This is a genomic window from Mycobacterium sp. MOTT36Y (assembly GCF_000262165.1).
GTDB lineage: Bacteria > Actinomycetota > Actinomycetes > Mycobacteriales > Mycobacteriaceae > Mycobacterium > Mycobacterium intracellulare.
The window spans coordinates 794,343-811,791 of the sequence record NC_017904.1 but is presented as its reverse complement, the minus strand read 5'-3'; the positions used below and the strand labels follow the sequence as shown (position 1 = coordinate 811,791).

Sequence of the window (17,449 nt, the reverse complement as noted above, 5' to 3'; positions counted from 1 at the left end):
CGTCGTTCCCGCGCTTCGCCTCAGGGTGGATTCAGGTGGGGAGCATGTCCTTCCACGTCTTGGGCGCCTTCGCAGCGACGAGATCCGACTGCTGGTACAACTTTCCGTCCGGGCCGACATAACGACCGGTGTGCGGATCGTACTTCGCCACCACGACCGAGGGCGCGGGCTTAGATGTGTTGGCGCCGAACGAGCTTGGCGCGGCCTGGGGCTGTCCACCGTCGACCTGATCCAGCGGTGCGGGCGCTAGTGCGGGCACCGGTGGTGGCGGCGGTGGCGTCGGAAGCTCGCCCGGGGCAGCGACATCGAGCGGCGCAAAAGCCGGGATGTCAGCCGACATTCTCGTCATCGGCGCCAGCGTTGGTCCCGACGACGGGATGGGGGGCACAGCTGCCCCCGCCGTGCCCGGTGGTGGATTTTCTCCCCGCGGCCCCGCCGCGTCGCCGCGCGGCACCGCCCCCGGGGGCAGCGGCGTGCCCTCGACCGGGCCGAAGATCCTGTCGTTGACGGTAATCCGGTCATCGGGGGGGACGCCCTGGGAAATCAGATTCGGATCCAATGGGTAGGGCCCGGTGGTGTGCTGGCGCATCGCGAGCGGCATGTACGGCTTGTCGCTGTTGCAGATTTCGACGGTGGGCGCGCGCTTGCCCGGGTGACCCATGCAGGGATAGTTGCGGGCACCGCGAACCGCGATCGGTGAATCCTGCGGGAGTTTGCAATACAACCCGTCTGGTGTGTCGATGTCGGATAGGTCGTCCGGGGATCGCCAGGTGTTGGGCGGCATGAAGCCGACGGTGCAGATCGGCGGATCGTCGACGGTGGCCGCGAAGTCGCCGTAAGCCCTACCGTCGGGGTGGTTTTCACCCGTAGCGGCCTGCTCGATGGCGACCCCGGAGGGCAGCAGCACCAGCAGCTGCTCGATCGAGGGGTGGTAGGTGATGCCGATCTGCCCGATGGTGGTCAGGTTCGCGAGCAACACCGGCAGCGTCGGCTTGATCTGTTCGAGAAGCCGGGAGGCTTCGTTCGCGGTGTCCGGACCCTTCTGCAGGATGGTTCGGAAGTGGGAATCGTTGTTCACCAACACATCCGAGATGCCGGCGAAGCTGCGCGCCCACGTTCTGATCGAGTCGGTGGTGTGCGCCTGGGTATCCAGCAGCGGCCCGGTGTCTTCGGTGAGGGCCCGGGTGCGGTCGACGACGCCGTTGGCGTCGCGCGACAGCGTCTTCGACGAATCGATCAGTGAGCCCAGGTCGTAACCGGTGCCGTTGAAGCCCTCGAAGGATTCGTCGAGCAGTTGGCCGAGTTTGGCCTTCGGGATGCTTTGAACCATGGCATTGACCTGCTCGAGCATCGGGGCGACCGGCTGCGGAATCGTGGTGTCGCGCACGGAGATTACCGACCCGTCGTGCAGGTAGGGCGGCGAATTGGTTTTGGGCCGCAGGTCCACGTACTGTTCGCCCACCGCGGAGACGCTGAGCACCTCCGCGGTGAGGTCCGCGGGGACTTTGGGTGAAGTGCTCAGCGACAGCGTCGCTTTCGCGCCCGTCGGCGTCAAACCCACCGCGGTGACCTTACCGAGCTGAACACCGCGGTAGGTCACGTTGGAAAACCGGTACAGCCCGCCGGTGGCCGGCAACTCCAGCGTCACCGTCATCCGGCCGATGCCGAGCAGGGTCGGCGCCTGAATGTAGAAGAGCACCATCGCGACCACGCCGATGATCCCGGCGACCAAAAAAATCCCCAGCTGGATACGAACGAAGCGCGTCAGCATCTATCCACCCGCTTCCGTCGAAGGTGCCTCCGCCGGCGGTGGCGTTTGACCAAGATTCGCGTCAGGCATCGGCGCCTCAGCCGGAGCAGGCCCCGGACGAGGTCCATAGTTCCCCGGTCCCGGCACCACACCCGGCGGTGGCGGGGGCAACGGCAACGCGTCGGGATCGACCCACGGTGGCCTCAGCGGGTTATGCAGGGGATCGAGCGTGTAATTCATGCGATACGGATCGCCGGGCACCGGCGGCACCGGCATATCGAGTTGCCCCCAGTGGGTTCCCAGGAACAATCCCTTCTTGAGCCTTGGGATCGTCAGGTCGAAATCGAAATGCAGGTTGAAGAAGTCGCCTCGGACGGCTCGGTCGACGAAGTTCTGGGTGAACGGGAACACGAACGACGCCGCGATGGCCGCGCCGAAATCCGGTCCGACGTCGGCGAGCGCTTTGATGGTCGGCTCCAAGTTTTTGAGGTTCCTCACCAGGTCGGCCTGGGCGTCGTTGACCAGCCGGTTGGCGGTGTTGCTGAACACGCGGAGGTGATCCAGCGCCGCCGTCAGACGCGGCCGCTCCTTGATCAACACCTCGAGCGCCGGCGGTATCTTGCGCAGCGCGTCGGTGACAACGTCGCGCTGGTCGGCGAAGGTGGCCGACAGCCGATTCAGCGCCTGGATGGAGGCAATGATGTTGTCCTGCTGGTCGTCCAGAGTTCCCACGAACGTGTCCAGGCGGGTGATCAGGTCACGCACCGCACCCTCGTGCCCGGACAGGGCGGCCGAGAAATTGTGGATGACCTCCCCGATCTGACCCAGTCCACCGCCGTTGACGACCGCACCCAGCGATGACAGCGTCTGCTCGGTCGACGGGTAGGCCGAGGACCGGCTCAGCGGGATGGTGGCGCCCGGTTGCAGCCGTCCGCTGCCCTGCTGGCCCAGCGGGGTATTGAGCTCCACATGCATCGAGCCCAGCAGGCTGGTCTGACCGACGGTGGCCACCACATTGGCCGGGACCACCACGTCGCGCTTGACGGAGATCTCGACGTCGGCGTGCCAGCCATGCACCCTCATCGTGCCGACACTGCCGACCACGACGTCGTTGATCATCACCGGCGAATTCGACTCCATCGTACCGACATTGGGGAGTTCGACGTGGTAGATGTTGGCCCCCGGCCCGCGTCCGACCGCGCCCGGCAGGGGTAGTGAATTCAGGCCGTGGAACGCGCATCCCGTCGCCGTCAACACCACGCAACAGCCGACGGTGAACACCCGCCGTGCCGCCACCCGGGCGATCATTGTTGCGGCCCGTCTGTCGGCAACAGCATCTCCGAGGCACTCGGCGCCGGCGGTGGTGGCGCCGGTGTCGACGGTGGGGGCGGCAGCGGCATCGCCGCGCCCGGTATCCGCGCCGGTGGCACCGCCCCCGGCGGTCCCACCGGGTCACCCGGCAGGCCGGTGTAGGCCGATACCGCGGGCGGGATCTCGGGTGCCGTGGGCTTCGGGCCCTCCCCGCCGGGTGCCAGGCGCGGTTCGGTGTAGAGAACCCTCGCCGGGTCAATCGACTTGGATATGAACGGGTTTAGCGGAAGGGGCGAGTTATTCCAGCTGGTCTGCCGCAATCCAGGACCAATGAACAGGGAGCAGAGCTTGCCCGTTTCGACCGAGGTGATGTTCCCGATGGCGCCGATTTGTGTGCAGCCGGGTACGGATAACAGAACCTGACCGCCCCATGTGGGATTCGACATGTTCATGAGCCCGAATCCTCCGACGATGGTTCCGGTGTCGGCGTTGTAGTCGTTGAAGAAGTTGCCGAACGCGTTCGGCGCTGCGTGCAGGATGTTCTCCAGGTCCAGGTGGTGATCGACCAGGTTCTGCGTGACGTCGGCCAATCGGGCGATCTGTTCGCTGGTCTGGTTGCGCGTGCCGGCGATGAAGCGCTGTACCTCGCCGACCGCCGTCGACAGATCGGTCAGCGCCGCGTCCAGGTCGGATTTGCTGTCGTTGACGACGCTGGTGAGCGTGGCCAGGCGACCGTTGAACTGCTCGATCTGCACGTTGCTGTCGCGCAGCGCGCCGATGAACGTCTGCAGGTTTTTGATGATGTCGACGATGTTGCCGCTGCCGTTGGCGAGGATCCGGCCGACGCCCGAGAGCTGACCGAGCGTTTGCCGCAGCTTGTCGCCGTTGCCGTCGAGGGCGTTGGCGGCGCTGTCGATGAACCGGCCGACGGATGTGCCCGATACCCCGCTTTTGGGTCCCAAATCCGTTGCCAGCCGCATCAACTGGGTTTTGACCTCGTCCCACTCGACCGGCACGGCGGTCCGTTCGACCGGTATGACCGCGCCGTCCCGCATGACCGGCCCGCTGTCTCGATAGGCCGGGGCGAGCTGAACGTAGCGGGCGGACACCAGGTTCGAGGCGACGATCACCGCCTTCGCGTCCGCCGGAATCGGCACGTCATGGTCGACCTTGAGGATCATCTTGGCCTGGGTGCCCTGCGGCTGAATGGATTTGATGGTGCCGACTTTGACACCCGAAACCCGCACCTCGTCGTGGGGATAGATTGCGGTGGCGGTGGTGAAATAGGCCGTGATCGTCTTCTGCCCGAAGAACGTATTGCGGACGACCACGGCGGCTCCGGCAAGCAGGAGCCCGACCAAGGCAACCGCCGTCACGGCCGCGAGCCGCTTGCGCGGGATCCGAGAGGTCCAGGAGGTCACTGTGACCCTCCGACCCGTCCGCCCAACGTGCAGCCAGGGCACATTGGAATGGAGTTGTAGGGCCAGGGGGTCAGCGCCCGAGGCACCGGCGATGGGAAGCCGGGACCCTTCGACGTATCGAAGGTGCGGAATCCCCAGAGGTAGTCGAACAACTCCTGGAAGAGTTGCGGGATAAGGAAGTTCGGGGCGAACGCCTGGTAGGCGTACATACCGGCGATGGCCTCACCGACCGTGATCTGAAATTTCTTGAGGCCCGCCAGCGACTTGGCGATGTTGTCGCGGTTCTTTTCCAGCATCGCGGTCACCGAATTCAGTCTCTCCAGCGTCGGCGCCAACGTGCTTTCGTTGTCGTGCACCAATGCCGTCAGCTGCTTGGCCACCGCCGACGTGTTGGCCAGCAGGTCGACGATCTCTTGACGCCGCGCCACCAGGACTTGGAGCAGGGAGTCGGAATTGAGGATGAGCTTGTTGACCTGCTGGCTGCGTTCGGAAAGAACCCCGGTGACGTCGCCGGCGCTCTTGAAAAGGTCTCCCAGGTTCTTGTTGCGACTGTTGAGGGTGCGCGATAACCGAGTGAGCGCGTCGAAGGCCGGGCCCATTTGGGGCGCAATCTGATCCAGCGTCGCCGCCAGCGTGTCCAGCGACTGATTCAGCGCCGCGGTATTGGTTCCCGCGGTGTCGGTGGTCAGGTCGCTGACCGCTTCGGTCAACGAATACGGCGAGGACGTGCGCGAGACGGGGATGAGGGCCATCGGGTGCATCGTGCCGCTGCCGGCGGACTCCACAGCGAGCATCCGCTCGCCCAGCAGCGTGCCCGTGCGGACGTGCGCGGAGGTCTCCGAGCCGAGCAGGACGTTGCCCTTCATCGCGAACGTCACCAGCGCATCGCCATGGCGCAGCTTCACATCCGACACCGTGCCGACCTTCATCCCCGACACGATGACGGGGTTGCCCGCCGCAAGGCCCCCGGCTTCGGTGAAAAGCGCCTGGTACCTGACCATCGTCGCCCATGCGACGAATCGGTCGGGCGACAGCCCCACCAGGATGACCATCACCGCCAGGACGGTGCCGATGAGTCCGGCTTTGACCAGCCCGGCTCCGCGATACTTGAGCATTAGGGTTCCGTGCACCTTCCTGCATCTGACCTGAAGATATTGGCGCGCACGGTCTTGCCGTTGAGATCCGTACCACGGAGCCCGAACTGGCAGATGTAGTACGGGATGGTGGCGCCGTTCACGCCGAGTCGAACCAGCTTGCGGTAGTTCCTGGGCGCCTTCTGAATTGCGGTGTCGATGCGGTCCTTGTCGTTGTCGAGAATGGGTGCCAGTCGATTCAGCTGAGCGATGGTCCCCGACAGCGGCGGGCGAGCCTCGGCAAGCAGATCCGCCAGCGAGGCGGTTCCCTTGTCCAGGGCGTCAATCGCGGACCCGATCGTGTCGCGGTCATTCGACAGCCCGCTGACAAGCTGCTCGAGGCGATCGATTGCGCCGGAGAACTGTTTGCCGTCCTTGGCGATCGTGCCGATCACCGTGTTGAGGTTGTCGATCAGCTGCTGCACGGTTTGATCGTTGTCGGCCAAGGCGTTCGAAAACGACGTCGTCTTGGTGAATAGCGACTCGATCGTCCCACCCTGACCCTGGAAGACCTGCAGCAGCCCTGCGGTCAACGCGTTGACATCGTGCGGATTCAGCCCCTGCGTAACGGGTTTCAGTCCGCCGAGGAGGAGGTCGAGGTCAAGCGCGGGCGCGGTGCGGCTGACGGGAATCTGACCGCCGGCGGGCAGCCGTTTGGGAGAGCCCGGACCATCGAGCAGTTCGAGGTAGCGGTCGCCCACCAGGTTCAGGTAGCGGACCGCCGCCCTGCTGCCCTCGGTGAGGACGACGTTGCGGTCGGCATCGAACTTCACCACGACTTTTTTGTCGGGCCGCAACGAAACGCTGTCGACGGTGCCGACGCGAATCCCGGCGACGCGCACCGACTCGCCCGGTTTCAGCCGCGACACGTCGTTGAACACCGCCGAGTACCCGGTCGTCGCGCCCGTCCGGTACTGGCCGAAGATGAAGAACAGGAAGGCGGTCAGCACCGCCATCACGACCGCAAAGGTCGCGAACTTGATGAGCGTTGCGCGCGTTCTCATCCCTGTTGTCCGATCTGGGCGGGGTTGCGCGGCGGGCCGGCGATCGGCCCGTACAACAGCTGCTTCAGCCCGTCGAAGTTGAGCAACAGCTGCGGGTTTCCGTAGTTCACCGGGTTGGCGCCGATGTCGGCAATCAACTGCGGCGGGGCGGTATTGAACGGCAGCTTCGGCAGGCCCACACATTGCGGGCCGCCCGTCGCCGCGACCTTGGGCAGGTTCGTCGGATACCGATAACGTTCTGCGCCCCACGTGAGGCTCGCCGAGATGTTGATGCTCGGTTCCGACAACGGCGCCCCGTGCGTTATCTGTACGAGCCCGGCGAACGCACAGTTGAGCGCCGGGGCGTACTCATTGGTCAGATCCGTGGTCGGCGCCAGCAGATGCACCACGTCCGTCAGCGGTTGACGGTTCGTCGACAAGACGTCGTTGCCGATGTCGGCCAGGCCGATCGCGCTGATCAGCAGCGCATCCAGGTTGCGTTGCTCGTCGACGATCGTCTTGCTGATCCGCGTCGCGTTCGAGGCGGTCTTCATCAGGTCGGGCGCCGCGTCGGCGTAGGCGTTGGACACCACCGGTAAGACCGCGAGGTCATGCCGGAAAGCGGGCAGGCTCGGCTCCAGCCTGGCGAGAAAGGAATCCAGGTCGCTCAGCGATTGGCCAAGCTGTGGACCCCGCCCACTGAACGCCTGTGCCAGCGCACCCAGCGACTCGTTGAGCTTGGGCGGATCGATGTGGCTCAGGACCGACACCAGTTGCTGGAACACCGTGTTGATTTCGACCATGACGTGCTGGCCCTGCAGCGTCTGGCCGCTGTGTAGCCGCTGCGCCGAGGGTTCGGCCGGTTCTACGAGCAGGACGGACTTGGCGCCGAACACCGTCGAGGACGCGATGTCGACGAGCACGTTGCCGGGGATGAAGTGCAACTGGGACGGGTCCATCGCCAAGTGGATGGCTGCTTGGCCGTTGGGAAGCGGGTCGATCGAGGCGACCTTGCCCACCTGCACGCCGCGCATCTTGACCTTGGCGTCCGGGTTCATGACCAGGCCGGCTCGTTGCGAAATCACGGTCACCGGCACGGTTTCGGTGAAAGAGCCCCGAAACAGGCCAACGGCAACGGCGACGATCACGGCAACCACGGCGACGGTCGCCAAACCGGCCAGGGGGCGCGCATACGATTGCGCGCCGAAGTTGCCACCGGGTGACGCCGCGACAGGCGCTGCGCTGCTGGCTGTTTCCGAACGGTCGATAGGGCCGGGTCCGAGGCGGTCCGTCACGTCAGGTCTCCTCCCCTACCCGGACAAGTTGAAGTTGCCGTTGGAGCCGTAGATCGACAGCGAGACCAGCAGCGTCACGGATACCACCACGACCAGCGAGGTGCGCACCGCGTTGCCGGTCGCGACGCCGACGCCGGCCGGGCCGCCGGAGGCAAAGTAACCGAAGTAGGTATGGATCAACAAGACGGTCAGCGCCATCAAAACGGCTTGCAGGAATGACCACAGCAAGTCGATGGGGTTGAGGAACGTGGTGAAGTAGTGCTGATACAAACCGCTTGACTGACCGAACATGAACACCGTGATGAACTGACTGGCCACGAACGACAAGATGACGGCGATGGAATAGAGCGGGGTCACCGCGAGCATCCCGGCGACGATCCGGGTGCTGACCAGATACGAAACCGGCCGGATAGCCATGGATTCCAGCGCGTCGATTTCCTCGTTGATCCGCATGGCGCCCAGCTGCGCGGTCACGCCGGCGCCGAACGTGGCCGCCAAGCCGATGCCCGCGACGATCGGCGCGGCAATCCGCACGTTGATGAAGGCCGATAGGAATCCGGTCAGCGCCTCGATGCCGATATTGCCCAGCGAGCTATAGCCCTGGACGGCCAGCACGCCACCGGCGGCGAGTGTCATGAAGCCGACGATTCCCAGCGTGCCGCCGATCATCGCCAATGTGCCCGCCCCCATGCTGATTTCGGCAATGAGGCGAATAATTTCGCGGCGGTAGTGGGCCGTCGCGAACGGCACCCCGGCCAGCGCCCTGGCGTAGAACAGCGTGTGATCGCCGATCCGACTCAACGTGCTGACGGGCTTCTCAAGCTGCCGCGTCAGACGCGGGTAGGTAGCGCGTAGGGCTATCACGATCTGTCCTTACACCTCCTTCGTCACTACTTGGCCGCTACTTGGCCGAAAATCGGATGCCGATGGCGGTGACAACCACGTTGACGACCATCAGGGACATGAAGGCATACACCACGGTTTCGTTTACGGCGTTGCCGACGGCCTTGGCGCCACCGCCGGTGATCGTCAACCCGCGATAGCACGCGACCAATCCGGCAATAAGGCCGAAAAGCGCTGCCTTGACGCAAGAAATGATCACTTCCGGCACGCCGGTGAGCAAGGTGATGCCCGCAGCGAACGCGCCTGGGTTGACGTCTTGAATGAACACCGAGAAGGCGTAGCCACCGACGATGCCGATGATGACGACCAGACTGTTCAGCAACAGGGCCACCAGCCCCGCGGCCAGCATGCGCGGAGTCACCAGGCGCTGCACCGGATTGATGCCGAGCACCTCCATCGCGTCGATCTCTTCTCGGATGGTTCGCGACCCCAAGTCCGCGCACATCGCCGTGGAGCCGGCGCCGGCCACGATCAACACGGTCACCATGGGGCCGATCTGAGTGACGGCGCCGAACGCCGCGCCCGCGCCGGAAAGGTCCGCGGCACCGAGTTCTCGCAGCAAGATGTTCAGGGTGAAGCTGACCAGAACGGTGAACGGGATGGCCACCAACAATGTCGGCGCAATCGCGACCCGCGCGATGAACCACGACTGCTCGAGAAACTCACGCCACTGGAACGGGCGCTGGAACAAGAACTTGACCGCGTCCGCCGACATCGCGAACAACCCACCGATCGCCTGTGCCGGCTTGGAGCCGCGCCCCAACATGATCCCGGGTGACCAGCGGTCAGCCCCTTTATTCGCCATGGGAACAACACCCTTTCGGCATTACGAGACTGCCAGTCTTGTTCCGGCGCAAGGCCTGCGGTAGATTCGGCAGAACCGGCGCCCGCGAAGCCGTGCCGCCGATGGCGAAATGCGCAGCGGGCGGCCGCATTTCGGAGTCGACATCCGGTACGACAGCCGCGACCTCGGTCACGCCAGTCCTCCGTTCTGCTGCGGGAGTCGGCGCTGCAAAACGGGTGGCCCCACGTCTTGAAGCGTCCGGAGATTATGACTCATGCGCCGTCCCGGCGGAGCGAAAAAGGCATAACCGTTATCGGACTCCGCAACGCCGGAACGGCGACGCGGCACGGGTGGGTCGCAACAAACATGTTCGGCATCAGGCAAACTCCAGTCCTAGGTGACGGCGCCGGCCGTCTTGAGCTCGATGATGCGGTCCCAATCGAGTCCGAGTTCCATCAGAATTTCGTCGGTCTGCTCAGCGAACCCGGGGGCCGGTCCGGTCTGTGGCGCTGCGACGTCGAACTGTACCGGGTTGGCAACCAATTCGAGCTCACCCGCTCGCACCATGTACTCGTTCGAGCGGATCTGCGCGTCGTCGACGGCTTGCAGGGTGTCCTGCACCGGCGCCCACGGCCCGGACAGCGTCGCGAAGCGTTCGCTCCACTCGGCCAGGGTGCGGGTTGCGATGGCCTTGCTCAAAAGCTCCACCGCTTCCGCCGTGTTGGCGGCAATCTCCTCCACCGTGGCGAAGCGCGGATCGTCGGCCAGCTCCGGCAGGTCGACGTGGCGGCACACGTCAGCCCAGAACTTGGTGGGCTGCATCATCACAAAGGAGATGTAGCGGCCGTCGGACGTCGTGTACAGCCCCACCAACGGATTGTTGGGCGCGCCGTGCACGCCGGGCGGGGGCGCTTCGAGCCGCTGCCCCAGATGCTTGGTCAGCGCGACGGTGTGCCCCATCGACCACAGCCCACTGCCCAGCAGTGACACGTCGACGACGGACGGTTCGCCGGTGCGCTCACGTTTGAGCAGCGCGGCCGCGATGCCGCCGGCGAGGTTGGTTCCCGAGATGGTGTCGCCGTAGGCGGGTCCGGGCGGGGCGATCATCCCCGGCATCCCGGCGGGGGTGATGGTCGCCGCGGTTCCCGCCCGGCACCAGAAGGCGGTCATGTCGTAGCCACCCTTCTCCGCCTCGCCGCCGCGCGGGCCGAGTGCGCTGCCGCGGGCGTAGATGATGTTCGGGTTGACCGTACGAATGTCGTCGACGTCGATGCCGAACTTGTTCCGATGAGCGGGAAGGAAGCTGGTCAGGAACACGTCGGAGCGACGGGCCAGCTCGTAGAGCACTTCCTTGCCCTCGGGCACCGACATGTCCAGCCCGATGCTGCGCTTGCCGCGGTTGGCGTGCTCGATGTTGGGGTTGGGATCGCCTTCGACGCGCAACATCCCGGTCTGGCGCAGCCCGCGCTGCGGGTCGCCGGTCACCGCGTGCTCGACCTTGACCACGTCGGCGCCCCATTCGGCGAGCACCGCGCCCGCCGACGGGACGAACCCGTACATGGCGACTTCCAGCACCCGGATGCCCTCCAGCGGCCTCACGCGCCCGCCCCCTTGGTCGGCACCGCGGGAACGGCGAACGTCTTGCGCTCGAGGAACTCCTCCAACCCGGCCACCCCCATCTCGCGGCCGACGCCCGACTGCTTGAAGCCCCCGAACGGGCTGTCGGCGCCGAAATAGTTGCCGCCGTTGATCGAAAACGATCCGGCCCGGATCCGGCGCGCCACGGCCAGCGCCCGGTCCTGGTCGCGGCTGAACACCGCGCCCGCCAGGCCGTAGATCGAGTTGTTGGCGATGCGCACCGCATCGTCGTCATCGTCGAACGCGATCACCGCGAGCACCGGCCCGAAGACCTCGTCCTGCGCGATCTCGCTGTCGGGATCGACGTTGGTGAGCAGCGTCGGCGCATAGAAATAGCCGGGATCGAGCCGCTTGCCACCCGTGACCAGGGTTGCCCCGGCGGCCACGGCGCGCTGGACCATGCCGTCGACCTTGTCCCGCTGCCGTTCGTTGATCAGCGGCCCCATGTAGGTCTTGGGGTCGGCCGGGTCGCCGTGGCTCACCTTGGCGAAGTTCTGCGCGATGAGCTCGACGATTTCGTCGTGGTGCGATCGGGGCACCAGAAGCCGCGACGTGAGCGCGCACCCCTGGCCGGCGTGGGTCACCATGCTGAAGGCTGCGAACAGCGCCGCGTTGGCGAAGTCGGCGTCGTCGAGCATGATCGCCGCCGACTTGCCGCCCAGCTCCAAAAAGACGCGCTTGACGGTCTGGCTGGCGGCGGCCATGATCTTGCGCCCGACCTCGGTCGATCCGGTGAAGGTGATGACGTCGACGTCCGGGCTGGTGGTCAGCGCGACCCCGGACGCGGGATCCGACGAACTGAGCACGTTGACCACGCCGGCGGGAATGTCGGTGTGGTTGGCGATCAGCTCGCCGAGCGCCAAGGTGACCAGCGGCGTGTCCGGGGCGCCCTTGAGCACGACCGTGCATCCCGCGGCCAGCGCCGGTGCCAGCTTGGCGAGCGCGAGCTGGTTCGGATAGTTGTAGGCGATGATGGCGCCGACCACCCCGGCGGCTTCCTTTTCCACCCAGCGGTGGTGCAGCATGCCCCGCGATTCCCGTTCCCCGAGGTCCTCGGAGAACTGATAGGTGCGCAGCAGGTCCGCGTAGAAGCGCACGATGCCGATCGGCTCGTCGAGCTGCGCGCCCTGGGTCAGCGCGCGGGTGGCGCCGACCTCGGCGATGGTGAGCTCACGCAACTCGTCGGCGTGCTCGACGAGCGCCCGGTGCAGCTGGTCGAGGCAGCGAATGCGCAACTCGACGTCGGTGGGCCAGTCGGTGCTGTCGAACGCGCGCCGCGCCGCCGCGATCGCCGCTTCGGCCTCCTCGGCGCCGGCGTCGGGGGCGTGCCCGATGACGGCGCCCGTCGCGGGATTGATCGAAGCGAACGTCTTGCCGGCGGCGACGAGGCGGCCGTCGATCAACAGGCGGCGGTCCGCGCCTGACCCCGGGCCCGGCTCAGGCGCGGCCTCCGCGATGGTCGCTGTGGACCCAACGGCGGGTTCTGCCGTGTCCTGGGCAGGCATGCCGGTACCCCCTGGTGTGGTGACGATCACGATAATTTCATTCTCTTCCCCGGCGAATCTTACATTCGAGTTTCGATAATTCAAGAAAGTCTCAGGAATGAGATCGAGGTGCTGACCAGCGGCGCAAACGGCCAGAAGTTGCCCCCGAGGCCCTCTCGACGCAGGCCGAACGCGGTTTCGCGGGCGTGTTGCACGCCACTCCGCGTGGAGAGTAGGGTTCTCATAATTGTAAGGGAGATTCTTTGTGGCTGAAATGGCCCCCGTCGGAGTAGAGGCCTCAAGATGAAGACTGCGGTGGTCACCGGTGGCGGATCCGGCATCGGCCTTGCCGTCGTGCGGCGCCTACGCGCCGACGGCTTGAACGTCGCCACCATCGACCTGCGGCCGTCGGACGCCGAGTTCACCTTCACCGCCGACGTGACCGACCGGTCGCAAGTGGACGCCGCGCTCTCGGCGATCCGCGCCCAACTCGGCCCGGTGACGGTTCTGGTGAACGCCGCCGGGCTGGACGGCTTCAAGAAGTTCCACAACATCACCTTCGAGGACTGGCGGCGGGTGATCGACGTCAACCTCAACGGCGTCTTCCACACCGTCCAGGCGGTGCTGCCCGACATGGTCGAGGCCGGCTGGGGGCGCATCGTCAATATCTCTTCGTCGAGCACGCATTCCGGCGCGCCCTACATGAGTCACTACGTGGCGGCCAAGTCGGCGGTCAACGGCCTCACGAAATCGCTGGCACTCGAGTACGGGCCCAAGGGCATCACGGTCAACGCCGTGCCGCCCGGCTTCATCGACACCCCGATGCTGCGCGCCGCCGAGAAGAACGGCTTCCTCGGCGACATCGAGGAGACCATCGCCCGCACCCCGGTCCGTCGGATCGGCACACCCGAGGACATCGCCGCGGCGTGCGCGTTTCTGGTGTCCGAGGAAGCCGGCTACATCACCGGTCAGATCTTGGGCGTCAACGGCGGTCGCAACACCTGAGCGGTGGCGATTCGTCGACGGTGCCCGGCAACCAGCATCAGGTGAGAGGAGACAGCCGTGAAGGTTTGGGTGGATTCGCAGCGATGCCAGGGCCATACCCTGTGCGCGATGATCGCTCCGGATTCGTTTCAGCTCAGCGACATCGACGGCAGCTCGTCGGCGATCGACGAAGTGGTGCCCGCCGATCGGGAGGACCAGGTTCGTGAGGCGGCCCAGTCGTGTCCGGAGCAGGCCATCATGATCACCGAAGACTGAGCCGGCACCGAAGTCGTAGAAGCGAAACACTGAGGGAGACAGAGCGTTGAGTGTCGACGACGTCGTCAATGACGGTGACCGGAAGAAGAACCGATACCACTTCGATCGGCATTCTTCCGAGTATCGGTCGCAGTTCAAGACCATCACCGAAGAGATGCACGCCAAGTGCCCCATGGCCTGGACGGATACCTACGGCGGCCACTGGGTGGCGGCCGGCAGCCACGAGGTCTTCGAGCTGGCGCGCTGCCCGGCGGTCTCCAACGACCACGACATCCACGGCGAACGCCGTGGCTATAAAGGCATTTCGATCCCCACGGCCAGCCGCGTCAGCGCCGTCCGCGGCGGCATCCTGGAGATGGACGACCCCGAGCACCGCACCTACCGGACCGTGCTCAACCCTTATCTGTCCCCGGCCGCGATCAAGCGCTGGGAGCCGTTCATCGACGACGTGACGCGCGCCTGCCTCGACGAGAAGATCGAGGGCGGCAGCATCGACTTCGTCGACGACCTCGCCAACATCGTGCCCGCCGTCTTCACCCTGGCCATGCTCGGCATCCCGCTGAAGAAGTGGAACATGTACAGCGAGCCGGTGCATGCCGCGGTCTACACGCCCGAGCACTCCCCCGACATCGAGCGGGTCACCGCGATGCACCGGGAGATGGGACTCGACATGGTCAACAACATGATCGAGATCCGCGCCAACCCCCGGCCAGGAATCGTGAACGGTCTGCTCCAGATGCGCATCGACGGCGAGCCCGCCCCGGAACTCGAGATCCTCGGCAACCTCGGGTTGGTCATCGGCGGTGGCTTCGACACCACGACCGCACTCACCGCGCACTCGCTGGAGTGGCTTTCGGAGCACCCGGAGCAACGGCAGCTGCTCAGCGACGAGCGCAAGACCCTGCTCGACCCGGCGACCGAAGAGTTCCTGCGCTACTTCACCCCGGCACCCGGGGACGGCAGGACCTTCGCCGAAGACACCGAACTCGACGGCACCCGGTTCAAAGAGGGCGAGCGGCTGTGGATTTCGTGGGCGATGGCCAACCGAGACCCCGCGGTGTTCCACGACCCGGACGAGATCATCCTCGACCGTAAGGGTAACCGGCACTTCAGCTTTGGGCTCGGGGTCCACCGTTGCATCGGGTCGAATGTGGCACGCACGGTGTTCAAATCCATGCTCACCGCGGTTCTCGACCGGATGCCCGACTACAAGTGCGATCCCGAGGGGACCGTCCATTACGAGACTATCGGTGTCATCCAGGGCATGCGTAAGCTGCCGGCGACCTTCACGCCCGGCCGCAGGATCGGAGCCGGCCTGGACGAGACGCTCGAAAAGCTCCAACGCATTTGCGACGAACAAGAGCTCGCCCGGCCGATCACCGAACGCAAGGAAGCCGCGGTCATCGACTAGGTAGGCCTGGACGGACCAATCGTTGACGGCCGCAATTTTTCCGAGTAGGCCTGTTCAGCGTGACCGCCCCCTATATTTGGGCGCAAGCGCGTGTGCAGAGATGGGAGACGCAACGGTGAAGCGATTCGCAGTGAGCCTTGCGGTTGCCATGGCCGCGCTGACCATCGCGCCGACCGCCCACGCGGACATGCTGTATTCCAACTACAGTGTGAACTCGGACCGGGATCCCGGCCATTTCTGGGTTTGGTCGATCAACCCGTGCTTCCCTAATCAGCCGGGATGCCTGCAGATCTACGCGACTCCGCAGCCCAACGGGCAGGCGACGGTCTACCGGGGAGAGGCCCGCCTGTCCAACGGCCGCTACACCATGGCCGTCGACGTGCCCGATGGTGTGCGCTGCGTGGTCCAGTTCTTTCCCTCGCATGATGTTTACTCGTGGGATGCGGTGACGCTGGCGGGTCAGGTCGACTCGACGTTCGACACCGGTTGCGGTGGCGGACCGGGGGGCACCAACAGTTGGCCGTTCACGCTCGTGCGATTCTAGCCGCGTGAGAGGTACAGGAGTCGGTAAGCACGATGGCTGAGGCCAAAGAACCGCCGCGCGATTCGGCCACGTCGAAAGCCGATGCCAGGGCATTGCTCGAGGAAGCCGAGGCCGAAGCAGCCGAAGCCGAAGCGCTTGCCGCAGCGGCGCGCGCCCGCGCCCGCGCCGCCAGGCTCCGGCGCGAAGCGCTGGACGAAGCCCGAAAAGAGGCCGAGGCAAAGGCCGCCGAGGACAAGGCCGCCGAGGAGAAGGCCGCCGAGGAAGCAACCGACACCGACGGGCCGAAGGCCGACGACGACGTCGCCGACACCGACGAGGCAACCGACGCCGACGAGGCGGAGACCGAAAAAGAAGAAGTTTCCGACGAAACCCCCGAAGACGCGGAACCGGAAACCGAGCCGGCCCGCAGCCGGCGGCGCTTGCGAATGCCGCCGCTGTCCGTGACGTGGAAAGTGGCCGTCATCCTGCTCATCTGCGCCTTCGTCGCGGCCAGCGGATACATGATGTGGAACCGCCATGAAGTCAACGAGCGCAGCCAGCGGATCGCGAACTTCGTCGCGGGAGCCAGACAAGGTGTCGTCAACTTGACTTCCATGGACTGCAATAAGGCCAAGGAGGACGTCCAGCGGGTGATCGACAGCTCGACCGGCCAGTTCCACGACGACTTCCAGGCCCGCGCAAAAGATTTCACGACCGTCGTCGAGCAGTCCAAAGTGGTTACCAAAGGAACCGTGAACGCGGCGGCCGTGCAATCCATAAACGGCGATTTCGCGTTGGTTCTCGTCGCCGCGACGTCGCGCATCACCAACGCCGCGGGCGCCAAAGACGAACCGCGCAATTGGCGGCTCAAGGTGACCGTCAAAAACGACGGCGGACAATACAAGATGTCCAACGTGGAGTTCATCCCATGAGTGAGGACGAGCCCAGCATCGACACCGCCGACGAGTCTGCCGACCGAACCGAGGGCAGCGAAACAAGTCCCCCACGGGCGCGGCGCAGGGTGAAAATCGTTCCCGCGATTCTGATTGCGCTGCTGCTGCTTTCCGGTGGTGGGGCGACGTGGCTGTACTTCAAGCAGTACCGGCCCGATAAACAGACAGACGCCAGCGTCGCGACCGCGGTCGTCAATGCCGCCTCCGACGGAACGGTCGCGCTGCTCTCCTACTCGCCCGACTCTCTCGACAAAGATTTCGCCACCGCCAAGTCGCACCTGTCCGGCGACTTCTTGTCGTACTACAACCAGTTCACCGAGCAGATCGTGGCTCCGGCGGCCAAACAGAAGTCACTGAAGACCACCGCTCGGGTGTTGGGGGCCGCGGTCCAGGAGTTGCATCCGAATTCGGCAGTCGTGCTGGTGCTGGTCGATCAGAGCACCACGAGCAAGGACAACCCCGACCCAGCGATGGCCTCCAGCAGCGTGCTGGTGAGCCTGACCCGGGTCAACGGCAAGTGGCTGATCACCAAATTCGACCCTGTCTAAAACACATTAGGTGTCGCTGGGTCGCATCGTCATCGAGTGTGAATCCGCGGCT

At 65.3% G+C, this 17,449-nt stretch carries 16 protein-coding genes; 6 read left to right on the top strand and 10 right to left on the bottom strand.

All coding sequences use genetic code 11. The annotated features are described in order from the left end of the window. Positions 1–31: 31 nt before the first annotated feature. The 10 genes from W7S_RS04065 to W7S_RS04020 all read right to left on the bottom strand — a co-directional run bounded on the left by W7S_RS04065 (position 32) and on the right by W7S_RS04020 (position 12,753). Positions 32–1,771, bottom strand: coding sequence for an MCE family protein (locus tag W7S_RS04065; RefSeq protein WP_014711003.1), 1,740 nt, complete (start codon positions 1,769–1,771; stop codon positions 32–34). Next, positions 1,772–3,058 (bottom strand): MCE family protein, encoded by a 1,287-nt coding sequence (locus W7S_RS04060; RefSeq protein WP_014711002.1) that lies wholly within the window; start codon positions 3,056–3,058, stop codon positions 1,772–1,774. It lies immediately after the preceding gene. Continuing rightward, complete coding sequence (locus tag W7S_RS04055) at positions 3,055–4,482, bottom strand: MCE family protein (protein ID WP_009951822.1); 1,428 nt, start codon at positions 4,480–4,482, stop codon at positions 3,055–3,057. The genes W7S_RS04060 and W7S_RS04055 overlap by 4 nt, the downstream gene beginning before the upstream one ends. Further along, positions 4,479–5,597 (bottom strand): MCE family protein, encoded by a 1,119-nt coding sequence (locus W7S_RS04050; protein WP_014383867.1) that lies wholly within the window; start codon positions 5,595–5,597, stop codon positions 4,479–4,481. Before W7S_RS04050 ends, W7S_RS04055 begins: the two co-directional genes overlap by 4 nt. Beyond that, positions 5,597–6,619: an MCE family protein gene (locus W7S_RS04045; RefSeq protein WP_014379201.1), complete on the bottom strand. Its 1,023-nt coding sequence runs from the start codon at positions 6,617–6,619 to the stop codon at positions 5,597–5,599. Before W7S_RS04045 ends, W7S_RS04050 begins: the two co-directional genes overlap by 1 nt. Beyond that, positions 6,616–7,779 carry an MCE family protein gene (locus W7S_RS04040; RefSeq protein ID WP_308012930.1) on the bottom strand — a complete coding sequence of 388 codons (1,164 nt, stop codon included), beginning with the start codon at positions 7,777–7,779 and terminating at the stop codon, positions 6,616–6,618. The genes W7S_RS04045 and W7S_RS04040 overlap by 4 nt, the downstream gene beginning before the upstream one ends. A gap of 129 nt (positions 7,780–7,908) precedes the next feature. Further along, positions 7,909–8,754 carry an ABC transporter permease gene (locus W7S_RS04035; protein WP_026071391.1) on the bottom strand — a complete coding sequence of 282 codons (846 nt, stop codon included), beginning with the start codon at positions 8,752–8,754 and terminating at the stop codon, positions 7,909–7,911. 40 nt (positions 8,755–8,794) lie between these two features. After that, entirely contained in the window at positions 8,795–9,601 is an 807-nt protein-coding gene (locus W7S_RS04030; protein WP_014381835.1) for an ABC transporter permease, read from the bottom strand. Between the two features lie 372 nt (positions 9,602–9,973). Beyond that, positions 9,974–11,179 carry a CaiB/BaiF CoA-transferase family protein gene (locus tag W7S_RS04025; RefSeq protein WP_009951816.1) on the bottom strand — a complete coding sequence of 402 codons (1,206 nt, stop codon included), beginning with the start codon at positions 11,177–11,179 and terminating at the stop codon, positions 9,974–9,976. After that, the gene (locus W7S_RS04020) at positions 11,176–12,753 is read right to left on the bottom strand and encodes an aldehyde dehydrogenase family protein (protein WP_085976426.1); all 1,578 of its coding nucleotides are present in this window, start codon (positions 12,751–12,753) and stop codon (positions 11,176–11,178) included. The genes W7S_RS04025 and W7S_RS04020 overlap by 4 nt, the downstream gene beginning before the upstream one ends. 252 nt (positions 12,754–13,005) lie before the next feature. Here W7S_RS04020 and W7S_RS04015 point away from each other — a divergent pair, with 252 nt between their 5' ends. The 6 genes from W7S_RS04015 (at position 13,006) to W7S_RS03990 (ending at position 17,397) form a co-directional block, all read left to right on the top strand. Next, the gene (locus W7S_RS04015) at positions 13,006–13,707 is read left to right on the top strand and encodes an SDR family NAD(P)-dependent oxidoreductase (RefSeq protein ID WP_014710999.1); all 702 of its coding nucleotides are present in this window, start codon (positions 13,006–13,008) and stop codon (positions 13,705–13,707) included. A 57-nt stretch (positions 13,708–13,764) separates the two neighbouring features. Beyond that, a complete protein-coding gene (locus W7S_RS04010) occupies positions 13,765–13,962 on the top strand; it encodes a ferredoxin (protein ID WP_009951811.1) in 198 nt (65 codons plus the stop codon). Between the two features lie 46 nt (positions 13,963–14,008). Further along, on the top strand, positions 14,009–15,373 hold the full coding sequence (locus tag W7S_RS04005) for a cytochrome P450 (RefSeq protein WP_009951809.1): 1,365 nt from the start codon (positions 14,009–14,011) through the stop codon (positions 15,371–15,373). A 100-nt stretch (positions 15,374–15,473) separates the two neighbouring features. Continuing rightward, entirely contained in the window at positions 15,474–15,917 is a 444-nt protein-coding gene (locus W7S_RS04000; protein WP_172417488.1) for a hypothetical protein, read from the top strand. 32 nt (positions 15,918–15,949) lie between these two features. Continuing rightward, positions 15,950–16,828 carry a hypothetical protein gene (locus W7S_RS03995; RefSeq protein ID WP_009951806.1) on the top strand — a complete coding sequence of 293 codons (879 nt, stop codon included), beginning with the start codon at positions 15,950–15,952 and terminating at the stop codon, positions 16,826–16,828. Beyond that, on the top strand, positions 16,825–17,397 hold the full coding sequence (locus W7S_RS03990) for a hypothetical protein (RefSeq protein ID WP_014710998.1): 573 nt from the start codon (positions 16,825–16,827) through the stop codon (positions 17,395–17,397). Before W7S_RS03995 ends, W7S_RS03990 begins: the two co-directional genes overlap by 4 nt. Positions 17,398–17,449: the final 52 nt, after the last annotated feature.